Below are 26,485 nucleotides of genomic sequence, written 5' to 3' on the forward strand. Positions count from 1 at the left end.
AATAATTCCGTAAACGGAGGTACTTTCCATGATGTCCTGTTCATCCGCCGCTGGCGGTTCCCGGTGTCAGTCAACGCCGTCTGAACCGCTTTCCGATGCCATCGCCGGTAAAGTGGCGCTGCACCCGTGCTACTCGAAAAGCGGTCATCACCGTTTTGCGCGTATGCACTTACCGGTAGCCCCCGCCTGTAACCTGCAATGTAACTACTGCAATCGCAAATTTGATTGCAGTAACGAATCCCGGCCTGGCGTCTCATCCTCGCTCTTAACCCCCGAGCAGGCGGTGGCGAAAGTACGGCAAGTTGCGGCGGCTATCCCGCAACTGTCGGTGGTTGGCATTGCCGGGCCCGGCGATCCACTGGCGAATATCGTACGCACCTTCACCACGCTGGAGATGGTGCGCGAACAGCTACCGGATATGAAATTGTGTCTCTCCACCAATGGCTTGATGCTGCCGGACGCCGTTGATCGGCTGGTCAGTCTCGGCGTCGATCACGTAACGGTGACCATCAATACGCTCGATCCGCAAATTGCCGCGCAGATCTACGCCTGGCTGTGGCTCGAGGGTGAACGGTACAGCGGACGCGAAGCGGGTGAAATATTAATAGCCCGTCAACTGGAGGGGGTTCGTCGCCTGACGGCGCAAGGTGTGCTGGTGAAAATCAACTCGGTGCTGATCCCCGGTATTAACGATTTCGCGCTGGCCGATGTCAGCCGCGAACTGCGCGAAGCTGGCGCGTTTATCCATAACATTATGCCGCTGATAGCCCGCCCGGAACACGGCACGGTGTTTGGCCTTAACGGCCAGGCGGAACCCGATGCAGAGATGATTGCGCGCGTGCGCGAAAGCTGTGGCGAAGTGATGTCGCAAATGACCCACTGCCAGCAGTGCCGCGCGGATGCGATTGGTATGCTCGGCGAAGATCGCAGCCAGCAATTTGCCCTGCTACCCGTTGAATCCGCCCCGCAGCCGTGGTTGCCGACGCTGTTTCGCCGTGCGCAGCTTCACGCCAGTATCGTCACCAAAGGCGAATCCGATGATGCAGAGGCCTGTCTGGTGGCGGTGGCGTCAACGCAAGGCGAGCTCATCGACTGCCATTTTGGCCATGCGGATCGCTTTCGTATTTACAGTTTATCAGCCGCGGGCGCTGTGCTGGTCAACGAGCGTTTCACACCGAAATATTGCCAGGGTTCGGATCATTGTGAGCCGCCGGAAAGCGACGCAAGACTGGACACCGTGCTCGACTTGCTGGCCGATGTGAAAGCCGTTTTCTGCGCCCGCATTGGCTACGAACCGTGGCAAAAATTGCAATCGCGCGGCATTCAGCCCTGCGTTGACGATGCCTGGCAACCCATCGCTTCCTCGCTGTTACGCTGGTGGCAGACTGCGCCGACAAAGGGGCAAAACAAGGGGGTGGCATGATGCCCGTTGATGACTGGTTACGGCGCTTGTTGTGGCTTTACCTGCACGGTGAAGGTTGCTATCCGGAAAGAATGGGTTTAAGCGTGAGCGACTGGGAAAACCTGCAGGCGCGTTTCGCCCCGCCTGCGCCGGAAATGCCGGCGGACTGCCGTTTGCGGCAAAAGCTCATGAGCGAACTCAACGCTACGCGCGGCGCAGAGCGCGCAGAGCTGGCACAGTGGCTGGCGTGCCATATGTCGGCAGATGCCGCGCCGATGCAGCACATTATTGCCAGTGTCTCACTGGCTTTTAATCACCTGTGGCAGGATCTGGGACTTAGCTCGCGCGCGGAGCTGCGAGAGCTGATGAGCGATTGCTTCGCGCCTTTAGTTGAGATGAACAGCAACAATATGCGCTGGAAAAAGTTTTTCTACCGCCAGCGTTGTCTGCACAGCGAAGGCGAAGTGGTGTGCCGCTCGCCGAGTTGTGATGCCTGCTGCGAACGCCCGCTCTGTTTTGAACCTTCGTAACGTAACCAGCCTGATATAGCGGGTAATCAGGCTTTTACTCCGCACTAAAACCCGCGTCGCCTGTACACTTACCGCTTTGCTGTCCTATCCTTTCACAATAAAAGTCAAATATTTTGCCGCAGTCACACGGTTCCGGTAGCCAGGGTGTTAATGTTGCTTATATATTTGGAAAACTTATACAAAAGTACACGGTGTGCGAGGTGGCGAATGTATTCTTTTGTGGCCAGACAGGCGATTTTTGATAAGCAATTGAACACCGTCGGTTACGAACTCCTCTTTCGGAACAGCATGGATAACCGCTTCCCCGATATCTCTGCGGAACAGGCCACCACGCAGTTAATCGAAGAGCAGTTCCTCAGCGCGCCGGTGGGCCGGAAGAGCGACAACAGTACGGTTTACGTCAATTTTCCCTACCAGTTGCTGGTCGAAGGTCTCGCGGAAACGCTGCCGGTAAACCGCGTGGTGATTGAAATTCTGGAAGACGCCGAACCGGATCTCAAACTGCTGGAAACCGTCAAACGGATGCACGCGCTGGGTTTTCGCATTGCGCTCGATGATTTCGAACCCGGAAATCAGTGGGAAGCCTTTATGCCCTATGTCAACGTGATTAAATTTGACATAAGAAGAAGCCCGCGCGAAAAAATTAGCGACTATATTCTCGCCAATCGGGAATTATTGCGCCATGCGGTTTTTCTGGCCGAAAAAGTGGAAACCTACGAAGAGTTTGAGACCTTTAAAAAATTAGGTTTTCATCTTTTCCAGGGGTATTTTTTCAGCAAACCGGTGGTGACTAAACGAAATAAACTGGCGCAAAACCGTGCATTTGCTCTGAAGCTGATGCAGGAAGTTAACGTTGAATCACCCAATTTAAACAAAATTGAAGATCTGCTGAAACGCGATGTTTCTCTCTCGTTTAAAATTATGCGTTATGCGCAAAACATTTTATATAACACGCGCGGTATTAGCGGTTTTCGCAATCAATCGCTGCGCGACATCGTGGTCTACCTTGGCATCAGTGAAATGCGCCGTTTTGTACTGGTGGCGTGTCTCACCTCTTTCGAGGATGTCACCAACACTGAAATTTATTACCTGAGCCTGATCCGCGCCAAGTTCTGCGAACTGGTGGCGGCACGTACGTCGTCCAATAACATCTCTAATGATGCCTTTATGGCAGGGCTCTTCTCGCTGCTGGATGTGATCCTCGGGCTACCGCTGGAAGAGCTGATGGCACAGATCGCCGTCTCGCCGGAAGTGGCTAAAGCGCTTGAGGCCAACAGCGGCGAACTCTACCCCTACGTGCGGCTGGCGCGCCTGTACGAGCAGCGGATGTGGGATGAGGCCAGCGACGTGGCGCATGAAATTGGCTTACCCAATTCGGCCATTTCAGAGCTGATGAACCAGGCCACAAAATGGGCGGACGAACTGCCGATAACTATTTCCCATTAATTTTTCTGCACACTGAATACGGTGTGCAGAAAATAAACTTCAGCACAAAGATACCATTTGAAACAATATTTCACTTCAATGAAGTATTATTCTCCAACCTTTTTAACAACCGCCCTTCCCTTAATCTAAATTAAAAATCCGATGTGTGCCATTGCACAAAAATCATAGCAATGTGTGATAGAGATCAGATAAATAGATCAATTTTTCCTAAAATATTGCCGTTATTAATATTACCTTTCTTTACTTAGTTGTGGATTATGAAAAAAATTGCGCAGGCCACTGTATTAACCAAATTGCTCATCGGCTTCTCCATCCTGATTGTGATGATGTTGTTGCTGGGCGTTGTTTCTATTTATCAACTTAACAGCACCAATAAAAATATTGACCAGTTCCGCGAAAGCAGAATGCCAGGCGTTCGTTATACCCTTGAAATGCGAGGCGTCTTAGCTGAAATGCGCCTGCAACAGGTGCAGTATATTGCTTCAACCACGCCGGCGTCGCTGGATCAACATCGCGGCGAATTGCTGCAAAACCAGGCAACCTTCCTGAATGCTCAGCAGCAGTACGCAAAAATCTCGGCCAATGAGCCGCAAGAAATGCGCGCCCTGTTCGCGACTGTGGTGGATAACTTTAAAAACTTTGTTGATGTAAACGCCAAAGTGATCGACGCCATGAATCGTGGCGATGCGGCGGAAGCGGCCAAAATCAGCGGCGCGGTATCAGCAAAATATCGTACCCAGTTGATGAAAGATCTGGCGACGCTGGTGGATATGGAAGTCGCGATTGGTGATAAAGCGGGGGAAGATTCTCAGGCCGGTTACCGCCAGGCACTTTATCTGCTGAGCGGCTTGCTGCTGCTGGCCCTGATTGCCACCGGCGTGATTGCGCTGTTTATCTCGCGTAATCTCTCCCGCCAGCTCGGCGGCGAACCGGCCTATGCGATGTCGATTATGAAGGCGGTCGCTGACGGTAAACTGGGCACCCAGGTTGCGCTGCGCGAGGGCGACAGCGAAAGCCTGCTGGCGACCATTCATTTAATGAACAATAAACTGGCGGAAATCATCACCGGTATTATCGACGGCAGCGAATCGATTTCCCACGCCGCAGGCGAAATTGCCGAAGGCAACAACGATTTGTCACAGCGTACCGAAGAACAAGCGGCCTCGCTGGTGCAAACCTCGTCGAACATGCAGCAAATCACCGAGAACGTAAAGAGTAACGCGGAAAACGCCCGTAAAGCGAGCGACCTGGCGCGCCAGACGTCACAAACGGCAGTTAAAGGCGGTAAAGAGGTGCATGACATGCTGAAACGCATGCATGAAATCTCTGACAGCTCGCAGAAAATTGTCGATATCATTTCGGTGATTGAAGGCATCGCCTTCCAGACCAATATTCTGGCGCTGAATGCTGCCGTTGAAGCCGCGCGTGCCGGTGAACAGGGTAAAGGCTTTGCCGTGGTGGCCGGTGAAGTGCGCAACCTGGCGCAGAAAAGTGCCGAGGCGGCGAAAGAGATCAAACAGCTGATTGAAGGCACCGTTGAGAAAATTACCGACGGTTCCCGCTACGCCGATACCGCCAGCCGCGCGATGGAAGAGATTGTCAGCTCGGTTAACAAAGTGACGGATATTGTTGCTGAGATCTCCGCTGCCTCTACCGAGCAACATCAGGGGATCAAAGAGATTAGCGTGGCGATTGATCAGATGGACCAGGTAACCCAGCAGAACGCCACGCTGGTGGAACAAGCGGCGGTTGCCGCCCAGTCGATGACCGAACAGAGCGAGATGCTGCGCGACTCCGTGCGCTTCTTCCAGCTGGCGCGTTAATCGCAACCCGTGCCACTCGCTTCGGGTGGCACGGCGTTTACTTGCTACATAACAATACTTTTCGGCTCCATAAAGGCCGCCAGTCCCCAGCGCCCCATTTCACGCCCGATCCCCGAATGTTTAAACCCGCCAAATGGCGCGGCAGCCTCGTGCGCCAGCGTATTGACCAACACCCGCCCGGCGGCGATTTGCCCGGCAACACGGCGTGCGCGTTCGGGATCGCGACCCAGCACCAGCGCGCTCAGGCCATAATCGGTGTCGTTGGCGATAGCGATCGCTTCGGCGTCATCCCGATAGGCGATCACCGATAACACCGGGCCAAAAATCTCTTCGCGCGCAATACGCATGCTGTTTTTGACCTCGCTAAAGAGCGTTGGTCGCACCGACCAGCCGCGCTCACACCCGGCTGCGCGCCCTTCTCCACCCACTAACAGGTGCGCGCCTTCCTGCTGGCCAAGGCGGATATAGGACTGTACGCGTTGCCACTGTTTTTCGCTGACCATCGGGCCAACTTCCGTGGCGGGATCGCGCGGATCGCCCGATTTAACCGCCGCGACCGCCTGCGCCAGCGCCGCCTCACACTCGGCTTTGCGCGATGCGGGCACCAGAATGCGTGTTCCCGCGACACACGCCTGACCGCTATTCATAAATCCGGCCTGGATCGCCAGCGGCACGGCGTCGGCTAAATCGGCATCCTCCAGAATAATGGTCGGTGACTTGCCGCCCAGTTCCAGCGTGACACGTTTAAACGTCTCTGCCGCGTTACGCAAAATGGCTTTGCCCGTCGCCGTCGAGCCGGTAAAGGAGATTTTCGCCACGTCCGGATGACGGCTGAATACCTCGCCCACCACCTCGCCACGCCCGGTAACAATATTGAACACGCCCGGTGGCAGTTGCGCCTCATGTAACGCCTGGGTGACGATGTGGGTTTGCAGCGCGCTCATCTCACTCGGCTTGATGACCGCCGTGCAGCCGGCGGCGAGCGCTGCCGCCAGCTTGCCGCAGATAAATCCGGCATCGCTGTTCCACGGCGTAATTAACCCGGCGACGCCGAGCGGGGTCATCACTACGCGCGCCTGGCCCACTACGGATTCAAACTCAAACGCTTTCAGCGCGTCGATCGCCGCCTCGATAACCGACACCGGATAATGCGCCATCCAGCTGGCGCGCGACGCCGGCGCGCCATACTCCTCGACAATTGCCTGCAACAACGCGGGCTGGCAGGCCTCCATCGCATCGCGCATACGCATCAGGGCGGCGATTCGCTCATCGCGGCTGGTTTGCGACCAGCCAGGAAACGCCGCTTTTGCCGCCACAATGGCGTTCAGCGCGTCGGCCTCATTGCCGAGCCGCACCTGGCCGGTGACTTCGCCGGTTGCCGGGTTAAACAGGTCGAAACGTTCTGTACCTTGTGGCGTGACCCATTCGCCATTAATTGAGATCTGTTCAATCGCATGCATAACCACCTCCTGTTCACAATGAAGCCAGTGTGACACGCCTTTATCGCGCTGATAATCCACGCTATGCTGCAAAGGTTGTTGCGAAATTCGGGATAATCTATGCATCGTTCAGGTTTGGTTGAGCTGGAAGTGGTGATGGCGGTGATGCGTCGGGGCAGTTTTCGCGCCGCCGCGCAGGAGCTGGGAATGTCACCAACGGCGGTGAGTAACGCCATTGCCGGGCTGGAGAGTCGCCTGGCGATTCGGCTGTTTCACCGCACCACCCGCAGCGTGGCGCTGACCGAAGCCGGGCAGCGGTTTGTTGCGCGTATTGGCCCGGCGCTGCGTGAAATCCAGCACGCGCACGAGGAGATCCACAGCGTGGCGGATGAACCTTCCGGCACGTTGCGCCTGAATATCCCGCTAGCCGTCGGGCAACTGTTCCTGGATGATCTGCTGGTGCGTTTTCTGGCGCGCTACCCGCAGATGCGCATGGAGGTCGCCACTGAAGCGAAGATGATCGACATTGTGGCCGACGGTTACGATGCCGGGATCCGCCTGGCGGAGTCCATCCCACAGGATATGATTGCCGTGCCGCTCACGCCGGATATCCGCATGCGCGTGGTGGCAACACCAGCGTGGTTTGCCGCGCACGGTACGCCGCAGACGCCGGATGATTTACGCCAGCACCAGGGGATTTGCATGCGCATGTCCAGCGGCGGAAATTACCGCTGGGAGCTGGCGCACCACGGCGAGCGCATAGCGGTTGCCGTTCCGCCACGGCTGTCGACCACCGATCTGTTTACCTCGATTGCCGCCGTGCGCGCGGGGCTGGGCGTGGGCTTTCTGCCGGGGTTTTACATTGAAGAGGATTTGCGTAACGGGACGCTGGTCAGCGTGCTGGATGAGTGGACGCAGCCCTTTAAAGGGCTGTGTTTGTACTATCCCGGACACCGCCACATCCCTGTGGGGTTGCAGGCGTTTATTGCCTTTATCCGGGCGGAGCGTTAACTACTCGAGGTGCGCGCGATCAAGCCCGTAGGCTTTATCCAGCGCGCCCGGTAAGGTTTGCGACAGCACCATCAGACGGTTCCAGCTATTAATAATGGCAATGGAAAACGCCAGCTCGGAAAGTTCCACCTCGCTGAAATGCTCCCGCGCCTCACGGTACAACTCATCAGGCACGCCATGCGCATCAAGTTTGGTCAGCGCTTCACACAGCGCCAGCGCGGCTTTCTCTTTGGCGGTAAACAGCGGCGATTCACGCCAGATAGCCACGTGGTAAATGCGCAGTTCGCGCTCACCGTGCAGTTTTGCCTGTTTCACATGCATATCCAGGCAGAATGCGCAGCCGTTGAGCTGCGAGGCGCGGATATCGACCAGATTCTTAATACCAATATCCAGGCTGCTGGCGTGCGACGCCTGGCTGGCATCGCCGAGGGTTTTAATTAATGCCGGAACAGTCTGGAACAGATTTACGCGATTGCTCATCGTCTTTAGCCTCGTTTATGGATTCAACAGCCGCTATAGTACGCGTTTATGCCATAGTAAAAAGATGCAAAAACCGCAAATAGAGGTAGGACATGAAGCCGGGTTATAAAGCCATTTACGAGCAGTATCGGCGCAGCATTGCCAGCGGGTTGTTGAAACCGGGTGATAAAGTGCCTTCGGTGCGTGTGCTGGCCAGTGAATTAGGCGTGGCGCGCAAAACGGTGGAAACGGCCTGGGCGATTCTGATCGGTGAAGGCTATCTGGTAAGCCAGGGCGCGCGCGGCACGCGGGTCAACCCGGATTTGGTACTGAGCGAACCGCCCACCCCGGACATTACGCCTCAGGCAGCAGACGCGCCACCAGGCATTGCGGATGTACTGCGCGATCGCCCCGGTTTTTTGCGCCCCGGCATTCCGTCTCTGGATGCCTTCCCCTACAAAAAATGGCTACTGTTGTGCGGCAAAGCGGTGCGATCGATGTCGCCAATGGAGATGACCAACCCGCCGCTGCTGGGTTACACGCCGCTGCGCGAAGCGATTGCGCATTATGTGAATGTGTCGCGCGGTTTATCCTGCACGGCCGATCAGATTTTCATCACCAGCGGGTACAGCAACAACCTGCGGCTGATCCTCAATGCGCTTACCACGACACGCGATAAAGTGCTGTTTGAAGATCCCGGCTACTATTTTGGTACCCAGGCGCTGAAACGCGCCGCCAATAATCTGCACTTTGTCCCGGTGGACAGCCAGGGCCTGAATGTCGACTATTTGCAGCAATACCACCGCGATGCGCAACTGGTTTTTGTGACACCGTCACATCATAGCCCACTGGCGGTAACCCTTTCGCTCCCGCGCAAGCAGCAATTACTGGCCTGGGCCAGTCAGCATAATCGCTGGATTATTGAAGATGATTACGACGGCGAGTTTCACTACACCCGCAAAGTGCTTCCGGCATTAAAAAGTCTCGATATCGATGATCGGGTGATCTATATGGGCACTTTCAGTAAGACGGTGATGCCTGCGCTGCGCATCAGCTACATTGTGATGCCACGCGCGACGCTTGCCGCGTTTCGTGAAACGGCGGAACTCACCGAAAGCGGCCAGCCGGTGCTGACGCAGAAAATCCTCGCGGCGTTTCTCGGCGAAGGTCACTTTTATAAGCATTTAAAAAAGATGCGCACGCTCTATTCGCAACGCAGAAAATATGTGCTGGACGCGCTGGAGCAGGTTTATCCGGGGCTTTTTACCGTGGAAGTGAGCGATGGCGGGATGCATGTCATCGCGTTTTTACGCACCAGCACGCAGGATATCTCGCTGGCGGACATCTGGCAGCGGCACCAGTTGCAGGTTAGTCCGCTCTCGCGCTGGTATAACACCTCCGCCAAACGCTACGGCGTGATTATCGGTTATACCAATGTGCGTTCAGCGGAGGAAGCGCTGGCGCTATTGCAGCGCCCGGCTGAGGAGACACGGGCGCTGCTGGCGGCCAATGATGTTAAGGCAAGTTACTGACGAAGGAGAGATCCCACGCCGTGGCGAGAAGTGAGAAGCTGACCAGCAGGGTCAACGCTAATGAGATAGTTCTGTCGGACTTTTCCATCGCACGTCCCTCTCTGTTGTGGGTTTCGCTATCAGACTGAAAAAATCGTAAAGATCGATGACTCTCCACAGCAAAGTTTAGGTTAATTGATAATTTTTGCCTGCTGTCATTTTGTGCGGAAGTACATCGGCATCCACCATTTGCAGTAAATCAATCTCGATGGCGTTGCTGATAGCGTCCAGCGGCAGGTCGTTATCCTCTTCGCCAAACGGGTCTTCCAGCTCTTCTGCCAGCGTGTCCAGCGAAATAAAGGTGTAGGAAATCAGCACCGAAATAAACGGGGTCATAAAGTGCAAATCCACCACCAGCGCGAACGGCAGCATGATGCAAAACAGGTACACGGTGCGATGCAGGATCAACGAATAGGCAAACGGCAACGGCGTGGTGAAAATGCGCTCGCAGCCAGAAAGCACGGCGGACATATCATGTAGCCGCTGATTGATGCTGCTGAATAAAACATCCGAAAGTGCGCCCTGCGCCCGGCGTACGCCTAACCATTCGCCCATTAACAGCAGAATACGGTTAGCCGGTGAGTGCGCGTTCAGCACGTTATGCAGATCGTTTGGGCGCAGGTATTTCGCCAGCACGTCGCCTTGTGGCTTGCGGCGCAACGTCATGCGCAGAGAGTGCGCGAAGGCGATTTGCAACTGAATAAAGTGCCGTAATCCCTCATCATCTGGCAGTGTGGTTTTCACTTCACGCAGCAGCGAACGCGAGGCGATCATCAACTGTCCCCACAACACCCTTGCTTCGCTGTAGCGGGCAAAACAGGCGTTGTTACGAAAACCTAAAAAGATAGCGATAGCGACACCGAGAATGCTGAACGGCGCGACGGTCAGCTTGATACCCAGCGAGGTGTACCACGGCAGCATCCAGATCACCGCAATGGAGAGCAGGAAATTCATCAGCAAACGCGACGTGATTTTTGGCAGTACGGAACCGTGCCAGACGAAAAGACGGGGAAGCCAGTGTTGTTGAGGTCGAACGATCATCTTGAATTGTGTGCATAAGGGAGAGCGGCACTATTAAACGTGATCGCAATCACAGTTGCAAGTTTGATAATAAATTGTGACGAAAAGTCGCCCTTCCCGACGAAGACTGGCGCAGAAGTTGCTGAAACCTGTTATACAACTATTTAATAGTATGTTGTAACTAATGAATGGCAAGCACACTATTCCGACGCCGTTACTTCTCTTGCCGCTCGCGGTTGCACCGTTAGCCGTTATTAAAAAAGAAAAACCCGGCCGGAGCCGGGTTGGACATTTATTTAATTAAGTGCAATTAGCACAGTGGTTTAACCGCATCGCGCATGCCGCGCAGCAGGATAGCATCCAGATCCAGCGAAACCTGCTCCACCAGCCCCGTAACTTTACTCAGATCCTGTTCCCAGTGATCGCTAACGGACAGCACCGCTTTTACCAGTTCGCTGGTGCTGATCTGGCGATCGCCATGCTGGCTCCACAATTGCTGGTAGCGCTCGATCCAGTGCGCGTCGTCCTGCACCGGATACGCCTGCCCGTTACGCTCACCGCGATAGAACGCAATCAACGCTGCCAGCGCAAAAGTCAGGCGCGCTGGCAGTTTGCCATGGGCTTTTTGCCCTGCCAGCAATTGCGGCAGAATACGGGTGCGGAATTTGGTCATGCCGTTCAGGGCAATCGACAACAACTGGTGTTTGATGTACGGGTTACGGAAACGCCCGGTAACCGCACTGGCGAAAGATTCCAGCTCATCGCGTGGCAGATCCAGCACCGGAATAATCTCTTCGTAAATCGCTTTTTCCACAAACGCACAGATTTCGCTGTCGTTCATCGCCTCGCCCACGGTGTCCAGCCCCGCCTGATACGCCACCGGCACCAGGGCCGTGTGCGCACCGTTGAGGATCGCCACTTTACGCTCTTTATACGGTTTAATATCGTCAACAATCAGCACGTTGAGCGGGAATTTATCGAGACGCAGTTCAGAGGCCAGCGATTTCGGCCCCTGAATCACAAACAGATAGAAGTGCTCAGCGGTATCAAGGAACGAATCCTGGTAGCCCAGCTCCGCTTCCAGTTTCGCCACTTCATCACGCGGGTAACCGGTAACGATCCTGTCAACCAGCGTGGAACAGAAGGTGTTGGCGTTATCCAGCCACCGGGTAAACTCCGCACCCAGCGCCCACTCCTGCGCATAACGCAGCACCAGCTCGCGCAGCGCGTCACCGTTGTAATCAATCAATTCACAAGGAATGATCACCCAACCTTTATCCACCGCGCCAGAGAAGTGGGTGAAACGTTCGAACAGCAAGCGCGTCAGTTTCGCCGGGTAGCTAACGGCCGGAGCATCTGCAAATTTATCGCCTGCGTGGTAGCTGATGCCCGCTTCCGTGGTGTTTGAAAAAACAAAGCGGATATCCGGGTTATGGGCGAGTTTCAGGAACTCGTCGTACTGGGAATAGACGCTGATTTCACGGTTCACAGAGCGGATCAGGCGCGCGTCGCTCACCGCTTCGCCCTGCTCGTTCAGACCGCGAATAATGGTGGTATACAGACCATCCTGAGTGCTCAGGGACGGCGGGAAATCACTTTGGATCGGGCGAACAACCACCACACCGGCGTTCAGGTCGGTGTGCTCATTCAGCAGATCGATTTGCCAGTCGACAAAAGCGCGCAAAAAATTCCCTTCGCCGAACTGAATAATACGTTCAGGGTATTCAGCGCCGGGAAAGTTGCGACGGTTTAATGTGTTCACAGTGGGTTCCTTTTTTGATTAGTCATACAACCTGGGAAGATTGGTGTAATAACTTACCAGACTTTTAGACCATGAAACCCTGTTTTGATCAAAATGGGATGTCTTATTGGCGCGGATTATAAGAACTTGTAAAAAATTGTCGTCGCCGTCACATTTCCGTCCGGCATCAGGGCAAAGCGCGGAATTTCACCCACCCGCTGCCAGCCGCATTGCAGGTAAAAATGTTCCGCCCCGCTGCCGGTGGAAGTATCCAGCACCAGCACGGTTTTGCCGTGCGCCAGCGCCTCACGTTCCAGCGCATCCATCAGACGGCGCGCCAGCCCCTGACGGCGGGCTTTTTCATGCACCAGTAACTTTGACACATCGGCGCGATGCGGCTGGTTTTCAGGTTGTTCCAGCACCACCTGCACGGTGCCAACAATTTCCCCTGTATCGTCTTGCGCCACCAGCACAATGCGTTCCCCGCGTGCGGCACTTGCGGCGACGCCGGACCAGAATTGCAGGGATTTCTCACGCGAAAGCGGATGCATAAAACTGACGGAAGCCCCGCCGGAAACGCAGTTTTCCAGCACGTCACAAAGGGAAGGAAGATGTGATGCGAACGCTTCGCCCGCCAACGAATAGATATGATAAGTGGTCATTTTTATTCCTTAAAAACAACCACTATCAGCTTCACAACTTATTAACACAAGCCCGGCAAACATAGTTTTTTGTGATGATTCAGCGGCCGCGGTGGTTGCGCTCTTTCATGGCATACATCTGTTGATCTGCCGCCTTCATCCACGGCTTCAGTTCACCGCAACCATTGTGATCAAACTCGCTGATCCCCCAGGAAAACGCCAGTTGCCACGGTTTACCAGAGGTCTGATTCCACGCCTCAACCTGTTCTACCAGATGCTGCATCGCAATCCATGCGCCCTGCTCATCGGTATCGGAAAAGAGGATCGCGAATTCATCGCCGCCGTAGCGCACCCGCAGATCCGCTTCACGCAGGCTGGCGCTCATTACCGACGCCATCGCTTTCAGCGCTTCATCACCCTCAGCATGACCCCAGGTGTCGTTAATCGTTTTGAAATTGTCGAGATCGATCCACGCCAGCGTTAACGGTTCCGCGCGACGACGCGCGCCCACAATGGCGAACTTCGCCAGGTTTTCAAAACCACGGCGGTTAAATAAACCGGTCAGCTCGTCGGTGGTCGCTGCGCTCATCACCGCAAACTCGTCTTCAACGATCATGGCGAAATCTTTCAGGTAGTCCCGCTCAGCGTCCGTGAACTGCCGCGCGGTGCTATCCACCAGGCAAAATGCGCCAACCACCGCACCGTCCGGCAAACGTAACGGATACCCGGCATAGAAACGGATGTTCATCTCCCCGGTGACCAGCGGATTATCGGCAAAGCGATCATCGCCGTGGGTATCCGGAATAATCAACGGTTCGGTATGCAAAATGGTGTGACCACAAAAGGTGATCTTACGCGGAAGCGGTTCGCGCACAGTACCTGAGGTGGATTTGAAGAAAAGCATCTCTTCATCAACCAGCGTGATCAGCGCCGCGCGGACATCGAACATGCGCTTAGCCAGCCGGGTAAGCCGGTCAAGACGCTCGGTTACGCCGGTTTCCAGAAGCCCGGAGTCGCGCAGCGACGCCAGCCGTTGTTCCTCATCTGCAGGAATAGCAGGTATTTTCATAAAGGGCCGTTTCCATTCTCAGGCTGTTAATGCGCAACACTATAAAAAGTGTCGTTAATTTCACGGCATACAGCATAAAGCGTAGCTTATTCGCTACGTTTGTCAGTGCGAGTAGATCTGGTTTTTTCCCAGCCGTTTAGCCTGGTAAAGCGCGTCGTCTGCGGCTTTTAACCAGTCGGTAACACTGTGCATTTCCGGTAGCGCGCTGGCGATACCGATGCTCAACGTACATTTGAACGCATGCTCCTGCATCACTGTCATTACCGCAGCCGCATCCATGATCCGGGTTGCCACCGCATACGCCTCTTCGGCTGGTGTATCGGGCAATAAAATCACAAATTCATCGCCACCGAGGCGCGCGGGCGTGTCCGTTGTGCGGGTGGCAATATGCAAAATTTTCGACACGGTGACCAGTAATGCATCGCCAATTTTATGACCAAAGCGGTCATTCACCTCTTTAAAATTATCAATATCGATAAACATCAACGAGGAGTGGCGCGGCGTCACGTGCAGTTTTTCCAGCTCGTACTGGATCCGTTTTTCCAGCAGGCGGCGATTGGCGATATCAAGCAAAGGATCCATCATCGCAATACGCTCAAGCTCGCGGCTTTTTATCCGCAGTCTGACGGCAATGCTGTCGGTAAGTGCGCTGAGCGCCAGGATATAGATGCCGATGAGCGGCAACGTAGCGAACATCGTCCGCTGTGTCACCTGCAACTCCAGCGGTAAACCGAGCGCCAGCCAGGTAAGTAAGAACGCCGCAAGCATGGCCAGTGCTGCTTTACGCATCAGCACAAACCCGCCCGCCGATAAACGGTCTGAGAGCAAAATGGTGGCAATCACCACCGAAGGCAGCGGGTTGACCGCCATTAGCGCAATCCAGAACCCGCCTGCGCCAGCGTCAAAGACCAGGTGTTGATGTTCAATTTGCAGCGGCATCTGCGCGTTGCGTGCGCGCAAAAACGCGACGGTAGGCCACAAAAAGGCATTGGCGCACAGCAACGCCACGCTCCATAAGGGGCGCTGCAGTTCAAGAAGGACGGAAAGAATGGGGAAAAAGCAGAGTAGCGTTCCCAGCATACGCATCAGATACATCCGCCTGGCAAAACGCCTGCCTGGGATCCGCTCGTGTTTATTCAAATTATCCGATCCGCTCATAACGCGATGATTCCGCTACGTATACGCAATAATAGTATTGACGATAAAAATTAGTAGCAAGCAATTTAATAAGTTATCGATATTAATTGCCGCTATCGTCATCACCCGCTGCGACACGCGCGGGAAATTATCCGCCAATAGCGCATCCCGCCATTTCCGGCGCGTTATGTTGAGCATCTGTCGTGCAGTTACGCCCGCGTTTTTTCGAGCGGTAGAGATTTTCATCCGCCACCGCCAGGAGCGCATTGAACGTTGCCGTTAATTGCCCGGCATCGGCTTTACCATGGCTGATACCAATACTGACGGTTAAATGCAGCGTCTGTTGCTGCCAGTTAAACGGATACTGCGCCACTTTTTCGCGCAGCGTTTCCGCCAGGTGTTTACCTTCACTGGCGTCCTGCGTTGTCGCCACGACAGCGAACTCCTCCCCGCCCATGCGGGCGAGCACACCGCGCGTGCCCAGCGCCTGCTGTACTTTTCGCGCAAAGGAGGTCAGCACCCGGTCGCCACATTCGTGGCCGTAGCTGTCATTGACACTTTTGAAGTAATCAATATCCAGCAACATCACGGTGATGTGTTTGTCGGCAAAGCGTTTTGCGTCGCGGTTTAACACCTCATACAAACCCGAGCGCGAGTAAACGCGGGTCAGGAAATCGAAATCGGCGCGCAGGGAAACCTGGCGCATCAGGCGGTTTATCTCCTCAACGCTGACCGAGACAATCACCGGGCAAATGGCCATGGTGGCAATCCCCAGGCGCGCGGAAAACATATGCGGGATCTGCAGCGGTGAACTGACGAAAATATTGATATGGCCGCTGGCGACCAGAATTATCTCCAGCCCGCCGGTCAGCAGCGTCACCAGACATGTCAGCGGCAGCGAGTAACGCACCGCACACCAGATCAGCGCCGGGAGCGGAAACGCCAGGCTGCCTGCGCCGCCAATCACGACCGAGGCGACAATCGATACGCCAACAGCAAGCACCGGCATTACATTGCGCATCTCGACGTTCAGCGGTTTACGCGGCCAGCTCATGGTCAGCATACAGGGCAGGATCAGCACGCCTGTTGAGAACTGCTCGCCAAACCAGTCGGCCAGCAGCAGGCCAAACCCCTGACCATTGATCCCCACGGAGCCCAGCGCGCCAAAAAACGCACACAGCAGCGCGGCAAGCAGACAGTAGCCAAAGAGTTTCAGCGCGTTAACCGGCTCCGGCGCTTTGGTCATCTGGTTACGTTCAAGCCCGATAAGCTGCGCCATGGTGATGATAAACACCATATTGGAAAAGTTGATAATCAGCGACGCCATACCCCAGGACGTGGTGATGGCGTCATAGACCAGCATGGCAACATAGCTAATCAGGTAGTAATGCCAGCGCTGCAACCAGGCATAACGCGCGAAAACACCGGCCATCACCGCATTAAGCGGCCAGAAGAGGGAAAGCTCTTCGACCAGGCGCATCATCGCGCCCAGCAAATAAAACAGCGTTGTCAGGATAAACACCATGACCGCATTGGTGTACGGCGTCTCTTTCCGAAAAGGACGGAAAGGGGATGAAAAAAGTGCACGCATCAAATCTCAATCCATATCACTAACGTTGGCTATCGGCCCGCAACACGCGGCGCTGGCTTACACGTCGCTTATCAGCGCGGCGCATTCATCTGCATTACCAGCCACTGGTATATCACCGCAACAATGTAGTGTTGTTGCGATTCAGTTAGCGCCAGACCATGCGGGATGTTGTGCCACTTTTCCAGACATCCCCGACAGCAGGTAGCCGTGGCATGCTGAGCGATAAATACCGGGTGGCCGCGCATCGGCGTCTGTTTGCCATCATTTTGTGGGTACGCTGGCGCAAGGCGTTTAGCAACGAAATCCGCCGCGTGGGAAGCAATCACTTCCGCACCTTTATCCAGACAGTACTGGCGCTCTTTCACCCCGAGGCGAAAACGCGAACGGAATGTTGACCGTCCCAGCCGGGCAAACAACGGCGCGAAATCATTCATCAATAGACCGATCTCCCCAGTTTTCGCGTTAACGCTTCCAGCACCGCAACACCAGCCAGTGAGTTGCCCGCTTCATCCAGCTCCGGGCTCCAGACCGCAATTGCCATCTCATGCGGCACAATGGCGACGATCCCGCCGCCGACGCCGGATTTCGCCGGTAAGCCGACGCGCCAGGCAAACTCCCCGGCGTTCTGGTACATGCCGCAGGTCGCCATCAGGGCATTAATCTGCCGCGCCTGCATCGGCGTCACCACCGGCGCCGCCTGCTGGGCGCTGTGTCCGCCATCGGCGAGGAATAAAAAAGTTCGCGACAATTCGGCACAGCTCATTTTGAGCGCGCAATAGTGGAAGTAGTTCTGTAACACGGTGGCGACATCGTTATGAAAATTACCGAAGGACTTCATCAGCCAGGCAATGGCCATATTGCGGGCGGAGTGCTCGAATTCAGAACGTGCGACCATGCTGTCGTAGGCGATATCCGGCGCGGCGCAGAGTTTGCGCACAATTTCCAGCATGCGCTGACGCGGCGCGCTAAGGCGGCTTTGCAACATATCGCACACCACCAGCGCCCCGGCGTTGATAAAGGGATTACGCGGCTTGCCCTGCTCGATTTCAAGCTGTAACAAGGAGTTAAACGGCTGGCCGGAGGGATCTTTGCCCACCCGCTGCCAGATCTCCTCTTCCGCGTAGTGGTTCATCGCCACCACCAGACTCAGCACTTTGGAAATTGATTGAATTGAGAAACGCTCGTCGGCATCGCCCGCCTGGAAGTGTTCGCCCTGCACGGTACTGATGGCAATGCCCAATTTGTTGCCGCTCACCGACGCCAGCGCCGGAATATAATCCGCAACCTTGCCGCGCCCCAACAGCGGGCGTACCTCAGCGAGCACCGCCTCCAGCACGCCGTTATCCATCACCGTTGCCACTCTGACTCCTTGCTACCCACAGGCCAAAAATGGCCTGCGAGTATAACAGAGGCGAATACGTTGCGTCAGGCAGGAAGTCGAAAACGCGCAACCGCTTGCATCAACTGATGAGAATCGTTGTGCAATTTTTCCGACGCTTCGGTGGCCGTCGAGACCAGTTCCCCGGTGCGGCGGGCAACGTTGTTAAGCGAGTGCAGGCGGCGCGTCATTTTGTGAATGCTGTCGCCCTGGCTGAGGGTGGCGGCAGAAATTTCGCTCAGTACGCCGCTTAAATGCCCGACCAGCCCGGTAACCTGTTGCAGGTTATCCTCAAGGCGGCTCACCGCCTGGGTGCCGTCGTTGATGCCCTGTAAGGAGTGATTGATCAATTGCTGAATGGTTTGCGTGGAGTGGCTGCTCTTGCGTGCCAGCAGCCCCACTTCTTTCGCCACCACCGCGAAGCCGCGACCGTGGTTGCCGGCATGCGCCGCTTCAATCGCCGCGTTCAGCGCCAGAATATTGGTCTGGAAAGCGACACCATCAATCATCGCCACAATGTTGCGCATCTCCGCCGAACGCTCGACGATCTCGCGCATCGATTGATTCACCGTATCCATCATTCGATCGCCACCGGCGGCCACTTCCCGCGCCTCATCGGCCTGTTTGCGCGCCTGCTCAGCAAAACCGGTATTACCTTCCACATGGGATTCCAGCGTGGCGATATGCTCGGTCACATCCGCCAATTCCTGCGCCTGTTTCGCCGACTGCTGATACAGCGACTGGTTGTCCTCAGCGAGGCGGCGAATGGTATCGACCATCGACGAGGTGGCGTCGCTGACTTGCATCACCAGTTGCTGCAACCCTTGCTGCATGGTGCCGATGCTGAGGCCAAGCTGGTCAACTTCACGGTTAAAGCGTTTCACCGGCGGAAGCGGCGTACCCAGATCGCCTGCCGCCAGGATATTGATATGGGCTATCAGGCTGCGCAGCGGGGTAATTACCCAGCGCGACATGGCAAACCAGACCAGCACCGCAATCACCACCAGCAGCGCAGGTACCAGAACAAACACATGCTGTAACTGCGCAAGGTTCGCCATCAGCGCCTGGCGTCCCTGCTCGGCGCGCGCTTCGCTGGCCTGCTGGAAACGGGCATAGTTGTCATTGAAATCAGCCTGGAACGCCTGCGCCGGCACGGCGAAGAAGGCGTCAATCGACTGGGTTTTCACCAGCCCGTCGGCCTGCTCTTTTAACGCGCCGTAGAAAAGCTGATAGCTGTTAATCAGCGCCTCATCTTTAGGCGGGTTGAGCGCCAGCCACGCTTGCCAGGCCTTTTGCGAGGTCTCCAGGGCCTTATGGGTTTCATCCATCAGGCTGTGCCAGCTCCCTTCCGAGCCGGTTTCTTTATCCTGCATAAAATAGACGCCCGCCCGGTTGAGCAGATCGCTTGCCGTCAGGAGCGCAATGCGCGCTTCATCGACACGTACTTGTTGCAGGTGCGCTTGCTGGTTGAGTTGTTCATTATGCTGGGCGTTATGGAGTGACGCGGAAAGGACAAACGAGGAGGCGATTTGCAGTGCCGAAAACAAGCCAATAATGCAGAAAATCCCGGCGAGCAAACCAAACTGTCGTGGAGAAACACGCCGCAAAATACGGCGGAAAATTTGCTTTAAGTTCATGATATTCTTCTATAACCACAAAGTTGCCGTGAGTCTACAAAAGGATCATGACAGGTCCATGACAGCCAGCAATGACGCGCCCCGCCGGGGCGCGTTTAGCTTACAGACGATCTTTCCACACCGTCTGGATATTGCAAAACTCATGCAGACCGAAGTGGGAAAGCTCGCGGCCAAAACCACTCTTTTTCACGCCGCCAAAGGCCACGCGGGCATCGCTGGCGCTGTAGCCGTTGATAAACACACCACCGCACTCAAGCTGTTCGGCAAAACGTTGCGCCTGCGCAGGATCGGCGGTAAAGACGGTAGCCGACAAGCCGAAATCACTGTTGTTTGCCAACGCCAGCGCATGCTGTGTATCACGTGCGGTCGAGATAGCGGCGACCGGGCCAAACAGCTCCTGGCGAAACGCGGTCATCTCTGGTGTCACACCGCTCAGTACGGTGGCCGGGTAGTAATTCCCCTCACCCGCCAGTTTCTCACCGCCCAGCAGCAACGTTGCGCCCTCGTTGATACTGGCTTCGACCTGCGCATGCAGCTCGTCACGCAGATCAAAGCGCGCCATCGGCCCGAGATAATGCTCTTCTTCGTCCGGTGCGCCCTGTTTTAACGCGGCGGCGGCGGCAACAAATTTTTCCGTAAAGGCCTGCGCAATGCCCTCTTCGACGATAAAACGTTTGGCGGCGGCGCAGACCTGTCCGGTGTTCTGGTAGCGCCCTGCTACCGCGGCCTTCACCGCCAGTTCAAGATCCGCATCGTTGAGCACAATAAAGGGATCAGAACCGCCCAGTTCAAGGACGCATTTTTTCAGCGCCGCCCCGGCCTGCGCGCCGATAGCCGCTCCCGCACGCACGCTGCCGGTCACGGTAATGGCGGCGATGCGCGGATCGTTAATCGCCTGGCTCACACCATCATTGGTGGCATTCACCCAGCCAAAAACACCCTGCGGAACGCTGGCCTCAGCGAAGATCTCACCTATTAACGCCGCGCAACCCAGCACGTTTGGCGCATGTTTAAGCAGGTAGCTGTTGCCCGCCAGCAGGATCGGTACCGCACCGCGCAGCACCTGCCACAGTGGGAAGTTCCACGGCATCACCGCCAGAATCGGTCCCAGTGGGCGGTACTCAATGGTTGCCCGCTGCTGTTCGACCTGCGTCGGCTCACTGCCAAGCATCGCCGGACCATGATCCGCGTACCAGTCACACAGCGCGGCTGATTTATTCACTTCCGCGCGCGCCTGCAAAATCGGTTTGCCCATCTCCTGGCGGATCATCTGCGCCATCTCTTCCCCGCGTTTGCGCAGCGCATCGCCGAGGCGACGTAAGGTTTGCGCACGTTCGCTGACCGGCAACAGCCGCCACTGGCGATAACCGCTGGTAGCCAGTTCAATTGCCGTATCGACCTCTTCACGGCTGGCCCAGGGGGTTGCGCGCAGGGTTTCACCGGTGGCCGGGTTGATGGAAAGCGCGTGCGTGATTGAGGAAACAGGCATAAATACTCCGCTAAATATGTTCAGGACTTGCGCAAGGATGGCGCAATTTGTTATTTCTGAAAACTGAATAATATTAACCACCCTGTTCACGAAGAGAGAATGGCATGGACTTAACCCAGCTTGAGATGTTTAACGCCGTGGCGCAGACCGGCAGCATTACCCAGGCGGCGCAGAAGGTGCACCGTGTGCCGTCAAACCTGACGACGCGCATTCGCCAGCTGGAGTCCGATCTCGGCGTGGATCTGTTTATCCGCGAAAATCAGCGCCTGCGCCTCTCTCCCGCCGGGCACAGTTTTTTGCGCTACAGCCAGCAGATCCTCGCGCTGGTCGATGAAGCGCGGATGGTGGTCGCCGGTGATGAACCGCAAGGGCTGTTCTCGCTCGGCGCGCTGGAAAGCACCGCCGCGGTGCGCATTCCGGCGACACTGGCGCAGTACAACCAGCGCTATCCGCGCATTCAGTTCGATCTCGCCACCGGCCCTTCCGGCACCATGATCGATGGTGTGCTGGAGGGGCGGCTAAGCGCGGCGTTTGTTGACGGCCCGATTATGCATCCCGGCCTGGAAGGCATTCCGGTTTACCGCGAAGAGATGATGATCGTCGCGCCTGTCGGCCATGAGGTGATTACCCATGCGGCTCAGGTGAACGGCGCCAGCATTTACGCGTTTCGCGCCAACTGCTCCTATCGCCGCCATTTTGAAAGCTGGTTTCACGCCGATCGCGCCACGCCCGGTAAAATTCACGAGATGGAGTCTTACCACGGCATGCTGGCATGCGTGATTGCCGGAGCGGGCCTGGCGCTGATCCCGCGCAGTATGCTGGAAAGCATGCCCGGTCATCACCAGGTGGAAGCCTGGCCGCTGGCGGAGAACTGGCGCTGGCTCACCACCTGGCTGGTGTGGCGGCGCGGCGCGAAAACCCGCCATCTGGAGGCGTTTATTGCCCTGCTGAATGCGGCTCCGCAACCAGCGACTTCTGCATAAAAATACTCAGCGGATCGGCGCTGTACGGCGCGAAAGGCTCACAGATTTGGTAACCGCAGCGCTGATACAGTTTCACTGCCGCGTGCTGTTCAATGCCGGTTTCCAGCCGCAAGGTATGACACGATTTTCCGGCGGCAGCCTGCTCCAGCGCCGCGAGCAATTTTTCCCCCAGCCGCTGGCCGCGATGGCGGGGATCGATAAACACCCGTTTCATCTCGCCGCTGCCGTCGTGGTTGAGCACCACCGCGCCGCAGCCGACGGCCTCGTCGTGATGCATAATTTTGCGCAAAATCAGCGTTCCGGCAGGTAATGCCGCGAGATCAAGCAGATGGTTACTCTCTGCCGGGTAAAGTGCGCTCTGGTAGGCGTCCAGAGCAGCGATCAGCGCAATCAGATCCGGTTGCGTGGCCGCGGCATCAACAATGCGGTACATAGCAGGCTCCTTGTTATTAGCCTGTTAAAAATAAACAAGAATTTGCTACCGCCGTCATATGAATAACCTATAGCTACGCCTCCTGAGATTGCGCTCCTGAGAATATAGGTTGTACCTTACGCAACATACGATGCAGAAAATGGAATACTCATGAACACCAAAGCCCGGAAAGTGATGATTATTGGCACAGGCAATGTCGGCGCATCTGCTGCTTATGCCCTGCTGAACCAGAACATTTGTGAAGAGTTAATTCTGGTGGATTTAGACCAGCAACGGGTGGAAGGCCACGCCCAGGATCTGGCGGATGCCGCCGCGTATATGCCCGGAATGATGACCATTTCCACCCGCCCGGTTGAAGATTGCGCGGATGTGGATATTGCGGTGATCACCGTTTCCGGCGGCGCGTTAAAGCCAGGGCAAACCCGCCTTGATGAGCTGGCCAACACCGCACGGATCGTTAAAAATATTGTGCCATCCATGATGGCAAACGGTTTTAACGGCATTTTTCTGGTGGCGACCAACCCGTGCGACATCATTACCTGGCAGGTGTGGAAACTTTCCGGGCTTCCGCGCAACCAGGTGATTGGCACCGGCGTCTGGCTGGATACCACCCGCCTACGCCGCGCGCTTGCACAGGCGCTGGATATTGGCGCGCAAAGTATCGATGCGTTTATCCTTGGCGAGCATGGCGACACGCAGTTTCCGGTGTGGTCGCACTCGTCGGTATACGGTTCGCCGATTGCCGATGTTTACCGGCGCAAAACCGGCCAGCGGCTGGATGTTGACGCGCTGGCCGACAAAGTACGCCGCCACGGCTTTGAGATTTACTCCCGTAAAGGCTGTACGGAGTACGGCATCGCCGGCACCATCGCCGAGATCTGCCGCAATATCTTCACCGGCAGCCACCGCGCGCTGGCAATCTCCTGCATTCTTGACGGGGAATATGGCGTCAGCGACGTGGCGATTGGCGTACCGGCCGTGCTGGCGCAAAACGGCGTTCAGCAGATTATTGAACTGCAACTGGAAGGTGACGAAGTGGCGAAATTCAACCACTCCGCCGAAGTTATCAAAGCGAATATTGCCCGCTTGCCCTGACTGGCGCCGTTAACCGGCCAGGTAACGTTGTAAGCTGCTGGCGGATCCTGGGGCTACGCTGCGTATCGGTAATGATATCGGTCAGCGAATCGGGATTCGCCACGTTAAACAGCGACCACGCGCCATCTTTACTGCTGTCCGCCAGCGCCCCCCGGCGTTTGGCGTTAACAATCAAATCGTGTTTCAGCGCCGCTTTCTCCTCCGTCTGCGCGGAGATACCGCGCGGCAAATCCCAGCCGTTACGGCTGAAAAGCGCCAGATCCGGCCAGATATTTTGCGGCAGTTTACGCCGGTGCTCGCCAATGCAGGACTGGCTGCGCCCGCCGATGATCGTCACTTCTGTCCGTTTGAATTCCGACGGAAACAGCGCAATGAGCCGAAAGAAACTCGCCCGGCGTTACTGCCGGACGGTTTTTAGCGTAAGAACACTTTGCCCAACAGATAGAGCGTTGCCTGGCCGCCAATCAGGACGCGATCGCCGCGCCATTCACAGCGCAAATCGCCGCCGCGCGCGGAGACCTGCCGCGCCTGCAGGCTGTTTTTACCCAGTTTTTCGCCCCAGTACGGGATCAACATGCTGTGCGCCGAACCGGTCACCGGATCTTCTGCCACCGATTCACCCGGGCAGAAAAAGCGGCTGACAAAATCGACATTCTCACCGGGCGCGGTCACGCAGACCATCTTGCCAAGCGGTTTCATTGCCGCGATATCCGGCGTTAAGGCTTCTACCTGCGCCTGGTTTTCCAGCACCACCAGATAATCCCGCGCCACGCGCACTTCTTTCGCGCGTTCAATACCCAGCGTTTTCAGCAGCAGCGCCGGTGGCTGGCTTACCGTTTCTGTCGACCAGGCCGGGAAATCCAGCGTCAGCCAGTCGCCATTGCGGCTCACTTTAAGTTCCCCCACAAAGCGGGTGGTGAAGAGGATTTCAGTATCCGGGTAATCGAGATATTCAAAGATCACGTGCGCGGCGGCGAGGGTCGCGTGGCCGCAGAGATTGATCTCATCCTGCGTGGTAAACCAGCGCAGCTCAAAACCGCTATCGTTACGCACGAAGAAGGCGGTTTCGGACTGATTATGCTGTTGCGCCATGCGCAGCAGCACATCATCGGCTAACCATTCGGTCAGGGGACAGACGGCGGCGGCATTACCGCCAAATGTGCGGTCGCTAAAGGCGTCGACCATATAAAAATCGATGGTTTGCATAGCATTTCCTCTTTTTCGTCTTCTGTTTTTGAGCGCTATTCGGAAACGTTGCAACTGGTATTTTCCCCATGAATAAAAAGTGAGATCCACATCACAAAATGTTTGTATTTTCGCCAGCAAAGGCAGTAAGATCGTGACCTCTTCTTTTCGCCAACCAACCCCCCAATACCCTTATGACTACGAATACCGTTTCACGAAAAGTCGCGTGGCTGCGGGTAGTGACGCTTGCTGTCGCCGCATTTATTTTTAACACCACCGAATTCGTGCCTGTGGGTTTGCTGTCGGATATCGCGCAGAGCTTCGACATGGAAACCGCGCAGGTGGGGATCATGTTAACCATCTATGCCTGGGTTGTGGCGTTAATGTCGCTGCCCTTTATGCTGCTCACCAGCCAGATTGAGCGCCGTAAGCTGTTGATTGCGCTCTTTGTACTGTTTATCGCCAGCCATGTGTTGTCGTTCCTCGCCTGGAGTTTTGAGGTGCTGGTTATCAGCCGCATCGGCATTGCTTTCGCCCACGCCATTTTCTGGTCGATCACTGCCTCGCTGGCCATTCGCCTGGCGCCAGCCGGGAAAGGTGCGCAGGCGTTGAGTTTGATCGCCACCGGCACCGCCCTGGCGATGGTGCTCGGGCTGCCGATTGGCCGTATCGTCGGGCAGTATTTCGGCTGGCGTACCACCTTTTTTGCTATCGGTATGGGCGCACTGGTCACGCTGGTGTGCCTGGTGAAACTGCTGCCCGCGCTGCCGAGCGAACATTCGGGTTCGCTGAAAAGCCTGCCGGTGCTGTTCCATCGCCCTGCGCTGATGTGCATCTATTTGCTCACCGCCGTGGTGGTTACCGCGCATTACACGGCTTACAGCTACATTGAGCCGTTCGTACAAAATGTGGCGGGCTTCAGCGCCAATTTCGCCACCCTGCTGCTGTTAGTGCTTGGCGGTGCCGGGATTATCGGTAGCGTACTGTTCGGCAAGCTGGGGAATCAGCACGCCTCTGGCCTGGTCTGCAGCGCGATTGGTCTGCTGGTAATATCGCTGGTGATGATGCTGCCCGCTTCCGGTAGCGAAATGCATCTGGCGGTGCTGAGCGTGGTATGGGGCATCGCGATTATGATTATCGGCCTGGGTATGCAGGTCAAAGTGCTGGCGCTGGCCCCGGATGCAACCGATGTGGCGATGTCACTGTTTTCCGGCATTTTTAACATTGGAATCGGCGCGGGTGCGCTGGTCGGCAACCAGATAAGCCTGCACTGGTCGATGAACGTGATCGGTTACGCCGGGGCGATCCCGGCGATTGCCGCGCTGGTGTGGGCGGTAGTGATTTTCCGCCGCTGGCCGGTGAAACTGGAAGAGCAAACCCACGCCAGCCACGTGTAAACCGCGCC

At 56.0% G+C, this 26,485-nt stretch carries 23 protein-coding genes and 1 pseudogene; 9 read left to right on the plus strand and 15 right to left on the minus strand.

The annotated features are described in order from the left end of the window. Positions 1-28: 28 nt before the first annotated feature. From nifB to DFO56_RS05655, 4 genes are all read left to right on the plus strand, one after another. Positions 29-1,423 (plus strand): nitrogenase cofactor biosynthesis protein NifB, encoded by a 1,395-nt coding sequence (gene nifB, locus DFO56_RS05640; protein ID WP_045508523.1) that lies wholly within the window; start codon positions 29-31, stop codon positions 1,421-1,423. Then, entirely contained in the window at positions 1,420-1,932 is a 513-nt protein-coding gene (locus DFO56_RS05645) for a nitrogen fixation protein NifQ (protein WP_016496147.1), read from the plus strand. Before nifB ends, DFO56_RS05645 begins: the two co-directional genes overlap by 4 nt. Before the next feature lie 207 nt (positions 1,933-2,139). Beyond that, positions 2,140-3,378: an EAL and HDOD domain-containing protein gene (locus DFO56_RS05650; RefSeq protein WP_016496148.1), complete on the plus strand. Its 1,239-nt coding sequence runs from the start codon at positions 2,140-2,142 to the stop codon at positions 3,376-3,378. A 257-nt stretch (positions 3,379-3,635) separates the two neighbouring features. Next, complete coding sequence (locus tag DFO56_RS05655; RefSeq protein WP_016496149.1) at positions 3,636-5,201, plus strand: methyl-accepting chemotaxis protein; 1,566 nt, start codon at positions 3,636-3,638, stop codon at positions 5,199-5,201. A 44-nt stretch (positions 5,202-5,245) separates the two neighbouring features. On the opposite strand, the gene DFO56_RS05660 is transcribed toward DFO56_RS05655, so the two are convergent. After that, positions 5,246-6,661: an aldehyde dehydrogenase family protein gene (locus DFO56_RS05660; RefSeq protein WP_045508532.1), complete on the minus strand. Its 1,416-nt coding sequence runs from the start codon at positions 6,659-6,661 to the stop codon at positions 5,246-5,248. Between the two features lie 99 nt (positions 6,662-6,760). On the opposite strand from DFO56_RS05660, the gene DFO56_RS05665 reads away from it, so the two are divergent. Next, on the plus strand, positions 6,761-7,651 hold the full coding sequence (locus tag DFO56_RS05665) for a LysR family transcriptional regulator (protein WP_045508534.1): 891 nt from the start codon (positions 6,761-6,763) through the stop codon (positions 7,649-7,651). Here the strand turns inward: DFO56_RS05665 and DFO56_RS05670 are convergent, their stop codons facing one another. After that, entirely contained in the window at positions 7,652-8,131 is a 480-nt protein-coding gene (locus tag DFO56_RS05670; RefSeq protein WP_017456727.1) for a carboxymuconolactone decarboxylase family protein, read from the minus strand. Between the two features lie 92 nt (positions 8,132-8,223). Between DFO56_RS05670 and DFO56_RS05675 the strand changes: the two genes are divergently transcribed. Then, positions 8,224-9,642 (plus strand): PLP-dependent aminotransferase family protein, encoded by a 1,419-nt coding sequence (locus DFO56_RS05675; protein ID WP_045508537.1) that lies wholly within the window; start codon positions 8,224-8,226, stop codon positions 9,640-9,642. 165 nt (positions 9,643-9,807) lie between these two features. Here the strand turns inward: DFO56_RS05675 and DFO56_RS05680 are convergent, their stop codons facing one another. The 10 genes from DFO56_RS05680 to sad form a co-directional block, all read right to left on the minus strand. Further along, positions 9,808-10,722: a bestrophin family protein gene (locus DFO56_RS05680; RefSeq protein ID WP_045508540.1), complete on the minus strand. Its 915-nt coding sequence runs from the start codon at positions 10,720-10,722 to the stop codon at positions 9,808-9,810. 289 nt (positions 10,723-11,011) lie between these two features. Next, entirely contained in the window at positions 11,012-12,463 is a 1,452-nt protein-coding gene (locus DFO56_RS05685) for a tagaturonate reductase (RefSeq protein WP_045508543.1), read from the minus strand. A 116-nt stretch (positions 12,464-12,579) separates the two neighbouring features. Beyond that, positions 12,580-13,104: a GNAT family N-acetyltransferase gene (locus DFO56_RS05690; protein WP_045508545.1), complete on the minus strand. Its 525-nt coding sequence runs from the start codon at positions 13,102-13,104 to the stop codon at positions 12,580-12,582. A 79-nt stretch (positions 13,105-13,183) separates the two neighbouring features. Further along, positions 13,184-14,152: a sensor domain-containing diguanylate cyclase gene (locus tag DFO56_RS05695; protein WP_045508548.1), complete on the minus strand. Its 969-nt coding sequence runs from the start codon at positions 14,150-14,152 to the stop codon at positions 13,184-13,186. Positions 14,153-14,254: 102 nt separating this feature from the next. Next, positions 14,255-15,247, minus strand: coding sequence for a sensor domain-containing diguanylate cyclase (locus tag DFO56_RS05700; RefSeq protein WP_045508551.1), 993 nt, complete (start codon positions 15,245-15,247; stop codon positions 14,255-14,257). Positions 15,248-15,437: 190 nt separating this feature from the next. Beyond that, the gene (locus tag DFO56_RS05705) at positions 15,438-16,880 is read right to left on the minus strand and encodes a diguanylate cyclase domain-containing protein (RefSeq protein WP_045508554.1); all 1,443 of its coding nucleotides are present in this window, start codon (positions 16,878-16,880) and stop codon (positions 15,438-15,440) included. Positions 16,881-16,951: 71 nt separating this feature from the next. Then, entirely contained in the window at positions 16,952-17,314 is a 363-nt protein-coding gene (locus DFO56_RS05710) for a DUF4186 domain-containing protein (RefSeq protein ID WP_045508556.1), read from the minus strand. Further along, a complete protein-coding gene (glsB, locus tag DFO56_RS05715) occupies positions 17,314-18,240 on the minus strand; it encodes a glutaminase B (RefSeq protein ID WP_045508560.1) in 927 nt (308 codons plus the stop codon). Before glsB ends, DFO56_RS05710 begins: the two co-directional genes overlap by 1 nt. Positions 18,241-18,305: 65 nt before the next feature. Continuing rightward, entirely contained in the window at positions 18,306-19,895 is a 1,590-nt protein-coding gene (locus tag DFO56_RS05720) for a methyl-accepting chemotaxis protein (protein WP_114413837.1), read from the minus strand. Between the two features lie 100 nt (positions 19,896-19,995). Beyond that, complete coding sequence (gene sad / locus DFO56_RS05725) at positions 19,996-21,384, minus strand: succinate-semialdehyde dehydrogenase (protein ID WP_045508563.1); 1,389 nt, start codon at positions 21,382-21,384, stop codon at positions 19,996-19,998. A 104-nt stretch (positions 21,385-21,488) separates the two neighbouring features. On the opposite strand from sad, the gene DFO56_RS05730 reads away from it, so the two are divergent. Then, positions 21,489-22,367, plus strand: coding sequence for a LysR family transcriptional regulator (locus DFO56_RS05730; protein ID WP_016496164.1), 879 nt, complete (start codon positions 21,489-21,491; stop codon positions 22,365-22,367). Here the strand turns inward: DFO56_RS05730 and DFO56_RS05735 are convergent. After that, positions 22,321-22,800 carry a GNAT family N-acetyltransferase gene (locus tag DFO56_RS05735; protein ID WP_045508566.1) on the minus strand — a complete coding sequence of 160 codons (480 nt, stop codon included), beginning with the start codon at positions 22,798-22,800 and terminating at the stop codon, positions 22,321-22,323. The two genes, DFO56_RS05730 and DFO56_RS05735, sit on opposite strands and share 47 nt — an antisense overlap. A 150-nt stretch (positions 22,801-22,950) precedes the next feature. Between DFO56_RS05735 and DFO56_RS05740 the strand changes: the two genes are divergently transcribed. Next, entirely contained in the window at positions 22,951-23,895 is a 945-nt protein-coding gene (locus tag DFO56_RS05740) for an L-lactate dehydrogenase (RefSeq protein WP_016496166.1), read from the plus strand. Here DFO56_RS05740 and DFO56_RS05745 read toward each other — a convergent pair. Both DFO56_RS05745 and DFO56_RS05750 read right to left on the minus strand, forming a co-directional pair. After that, positions 23,867-24,268: pseudogene (locus DFO56_RS05745) on the minus strand (DeoR/GlpR transcriptional regulator); the annotation flags it as partial. The gene DFO56_RS05740 and the pseudogene DFO56_RS05745 overlap by 29 nt on opposite strands. 41 nt (positions 24,269-24,309) lie before the next feature. After that, the gene (locus tag DFO56_RS05750) at positions 24,310-25,101 is read right to left on the minus strand and encodes a PhzF family phenazine biosynthesis protein (protein WP_045508569.1); all 792 of its coding nucleotides are present in this window, start codon (positions 25,099-25,101) and stop codon (positions 24,310-24,312) included. A 173-nt stretch (positions 25,102-25,274) separates the two neighbouring features. Here DFO56_RS05750 and DFO56_RS05755 point away from each other — a divergent pair, with 173 nt between their 5' ends. Next, positions 25,275-26,477: a sugar transporter gene (locus tag DFO56_RS05755; protein ID WP_045508572.1), complete on the plus strand. Its 1,203-nt coding sequence runs from the start codon at positions 25,275-25,277 to the stop codon at positions 26,475-26,477. Positions 26,478-26,485 lie beyond the last annotated feature (8 nt).

Source organism: Kosakonia sp. AG348 (genome assembly GCF_003337365.1).
Lineage (GTDB): Bacteria > Pseudomonadota > Gammaproteobacteria > Enterobacterales > Enterobacteriaceae > Kosakonia.

Bases quoted from the DNA above. Each gene is read 5' to 3' on its own strand.
- nifB (WP_045508523.1), top strand. From the start codon at position 29: ATGATGTCCTGTTCATCCGCCGCTGGCGGTTCCCGGTGTCAGTCAACG.
- DFO56_RS05645 (WP_016496147.1), top strand. From the start codon at position 1,420: ATGATGCCCGTTGATGACTGGTTACGGCGCTTGTTGTGGCTTTACCTG.
- DFO56_RS05650 (WP_016496148.1), top strand. From the start codon at position 2,140: ATGTATTCTTTTGTGGCCAGACAGGCGATTTTTGATAAGCAATTGAAC.
- DFO56_RS05655 (WP_016496149.1), top strand. From the start codon at position 3,636: ATGAAAAAAATTGCGCAGGCCACTGTATTAACCAAATTGCTCATCGGC.
- DFO56_RS05660 (WP_045508532.1), bottom strand. From the start codon at position 6,661: ATGCATGCGATTGAACAGATCTCAATTAATGGCGAATGGGTCACGCCA.
- DFO56_RS05665 (WP_045508534.1), top strand. From the start codon at position 6,761: ATGCATCGTTCAGGTTTGGTTGAGCTGGAAGTGGTGATGGCGGTGATG.
- DFO56_RS05670 (WP_017456727.1), bottom strand. From the start codon at position 8,131: ATGAGCAATCGCGTAAATCTGTTCCAGACTGTTCCGGCATTAATTAAA.
- DFO56_RS05675 (WP_045508537.1), top strand. From the start codon at position 8,224: ATGAAGCCGGGTTATAAAGCCATTTACGAGCAGTATCGGCGCAGCATT.
- DFO56_RS05680 (WP_045508540.1), bottom strand. From the start codon at position 10,722: ATGATCGTTCGACCTCAACAACACTGGCTTCCCCGTCTTTTCGTCTGG.
- DFO56_RS05690 (WP_045508545.1), bottom strand. From the start codon at position 13,104: ATGACCACTTATCATATCTATTCGTTGGCGGGCGAAGCGTTCGCATCA.
- DFO56_RS05695 (WP_045508548.1), bottom strand. From the start codon at position 14,152: ATGAAAATACCTGCTATTCCTGCAGATGAGGAACAACGGCTGGCGTCG.
- DFO56_RS05700 (WP_045508551.1), bottom strand. From the start codon at position 15,247: ATGTATCTGATGCGTATGCTGGGAACGCTACTCTGCTTTTTCCCCATT.
- DFO56_RS05705 (WP_045508554.1), bottom strand. From the start codon at position 16,880: ATGCGTGCACTTTTTTCATCCCCTTTCCGTCCTTTTCGGAAAGAGACG.
- DFO56_RS05710 (WP_045508556.1), bottom strand. From the start codon at position 17,314: ATGAATGATTTCGCGCCGTTGTTTGCCCGGCTGGGACGGTCAACATTC.
- DFO56_RS05720 (WP_114413837.1), bottom strand. From the start codon at position 19,895: ATGAACTTAAAGCAAATTTTCCGCCGTATTTTGCGGCGTGTTTCTCCA.
- sad (WP_045508563.1), bottom strand. From the start codon at position 21,384: ATGCCTGTTTCCTCAATCACGCACGCGCTTTCCATCAACCCGGCCACC.
- DFO56_RS05730 (WP_016496164.1), top strand. From the start codon at position 21,489: ATGGACTTAACCCAGCTTGAGATGTTTAACGCCGTGGCGCAGACCGGC.
- DFO56_RS05735 (WP_045508566.1), bottom strand. From the start codon at position 22,800: ATGTACCGCATTGTTGATGCCGCGGCCACGCAACCGGATCTGATTGCG.
- DFO56_RS05740 (WP_016496166.1), top strand. From the start codon at position 22,951: ATGAACACCAAAGCCCGGAAAGTGATGATTATTGGCACAGGCAATGTC.
- DFO56_RS05750 (WP_045508569.1), bottom strand. From the start codon at position 25,101: ATGCAAACCATCGATTTTTATATGGTCGACGCCTTTAGCGACCGCACA.
- DFO56_RS05755 (WP_045508572.1), top strand. From the start codon at position 25,275: ATGACTACGAATACCGTTTCACGAAAAGTCGCGTGGCTGCGGGTAGTG.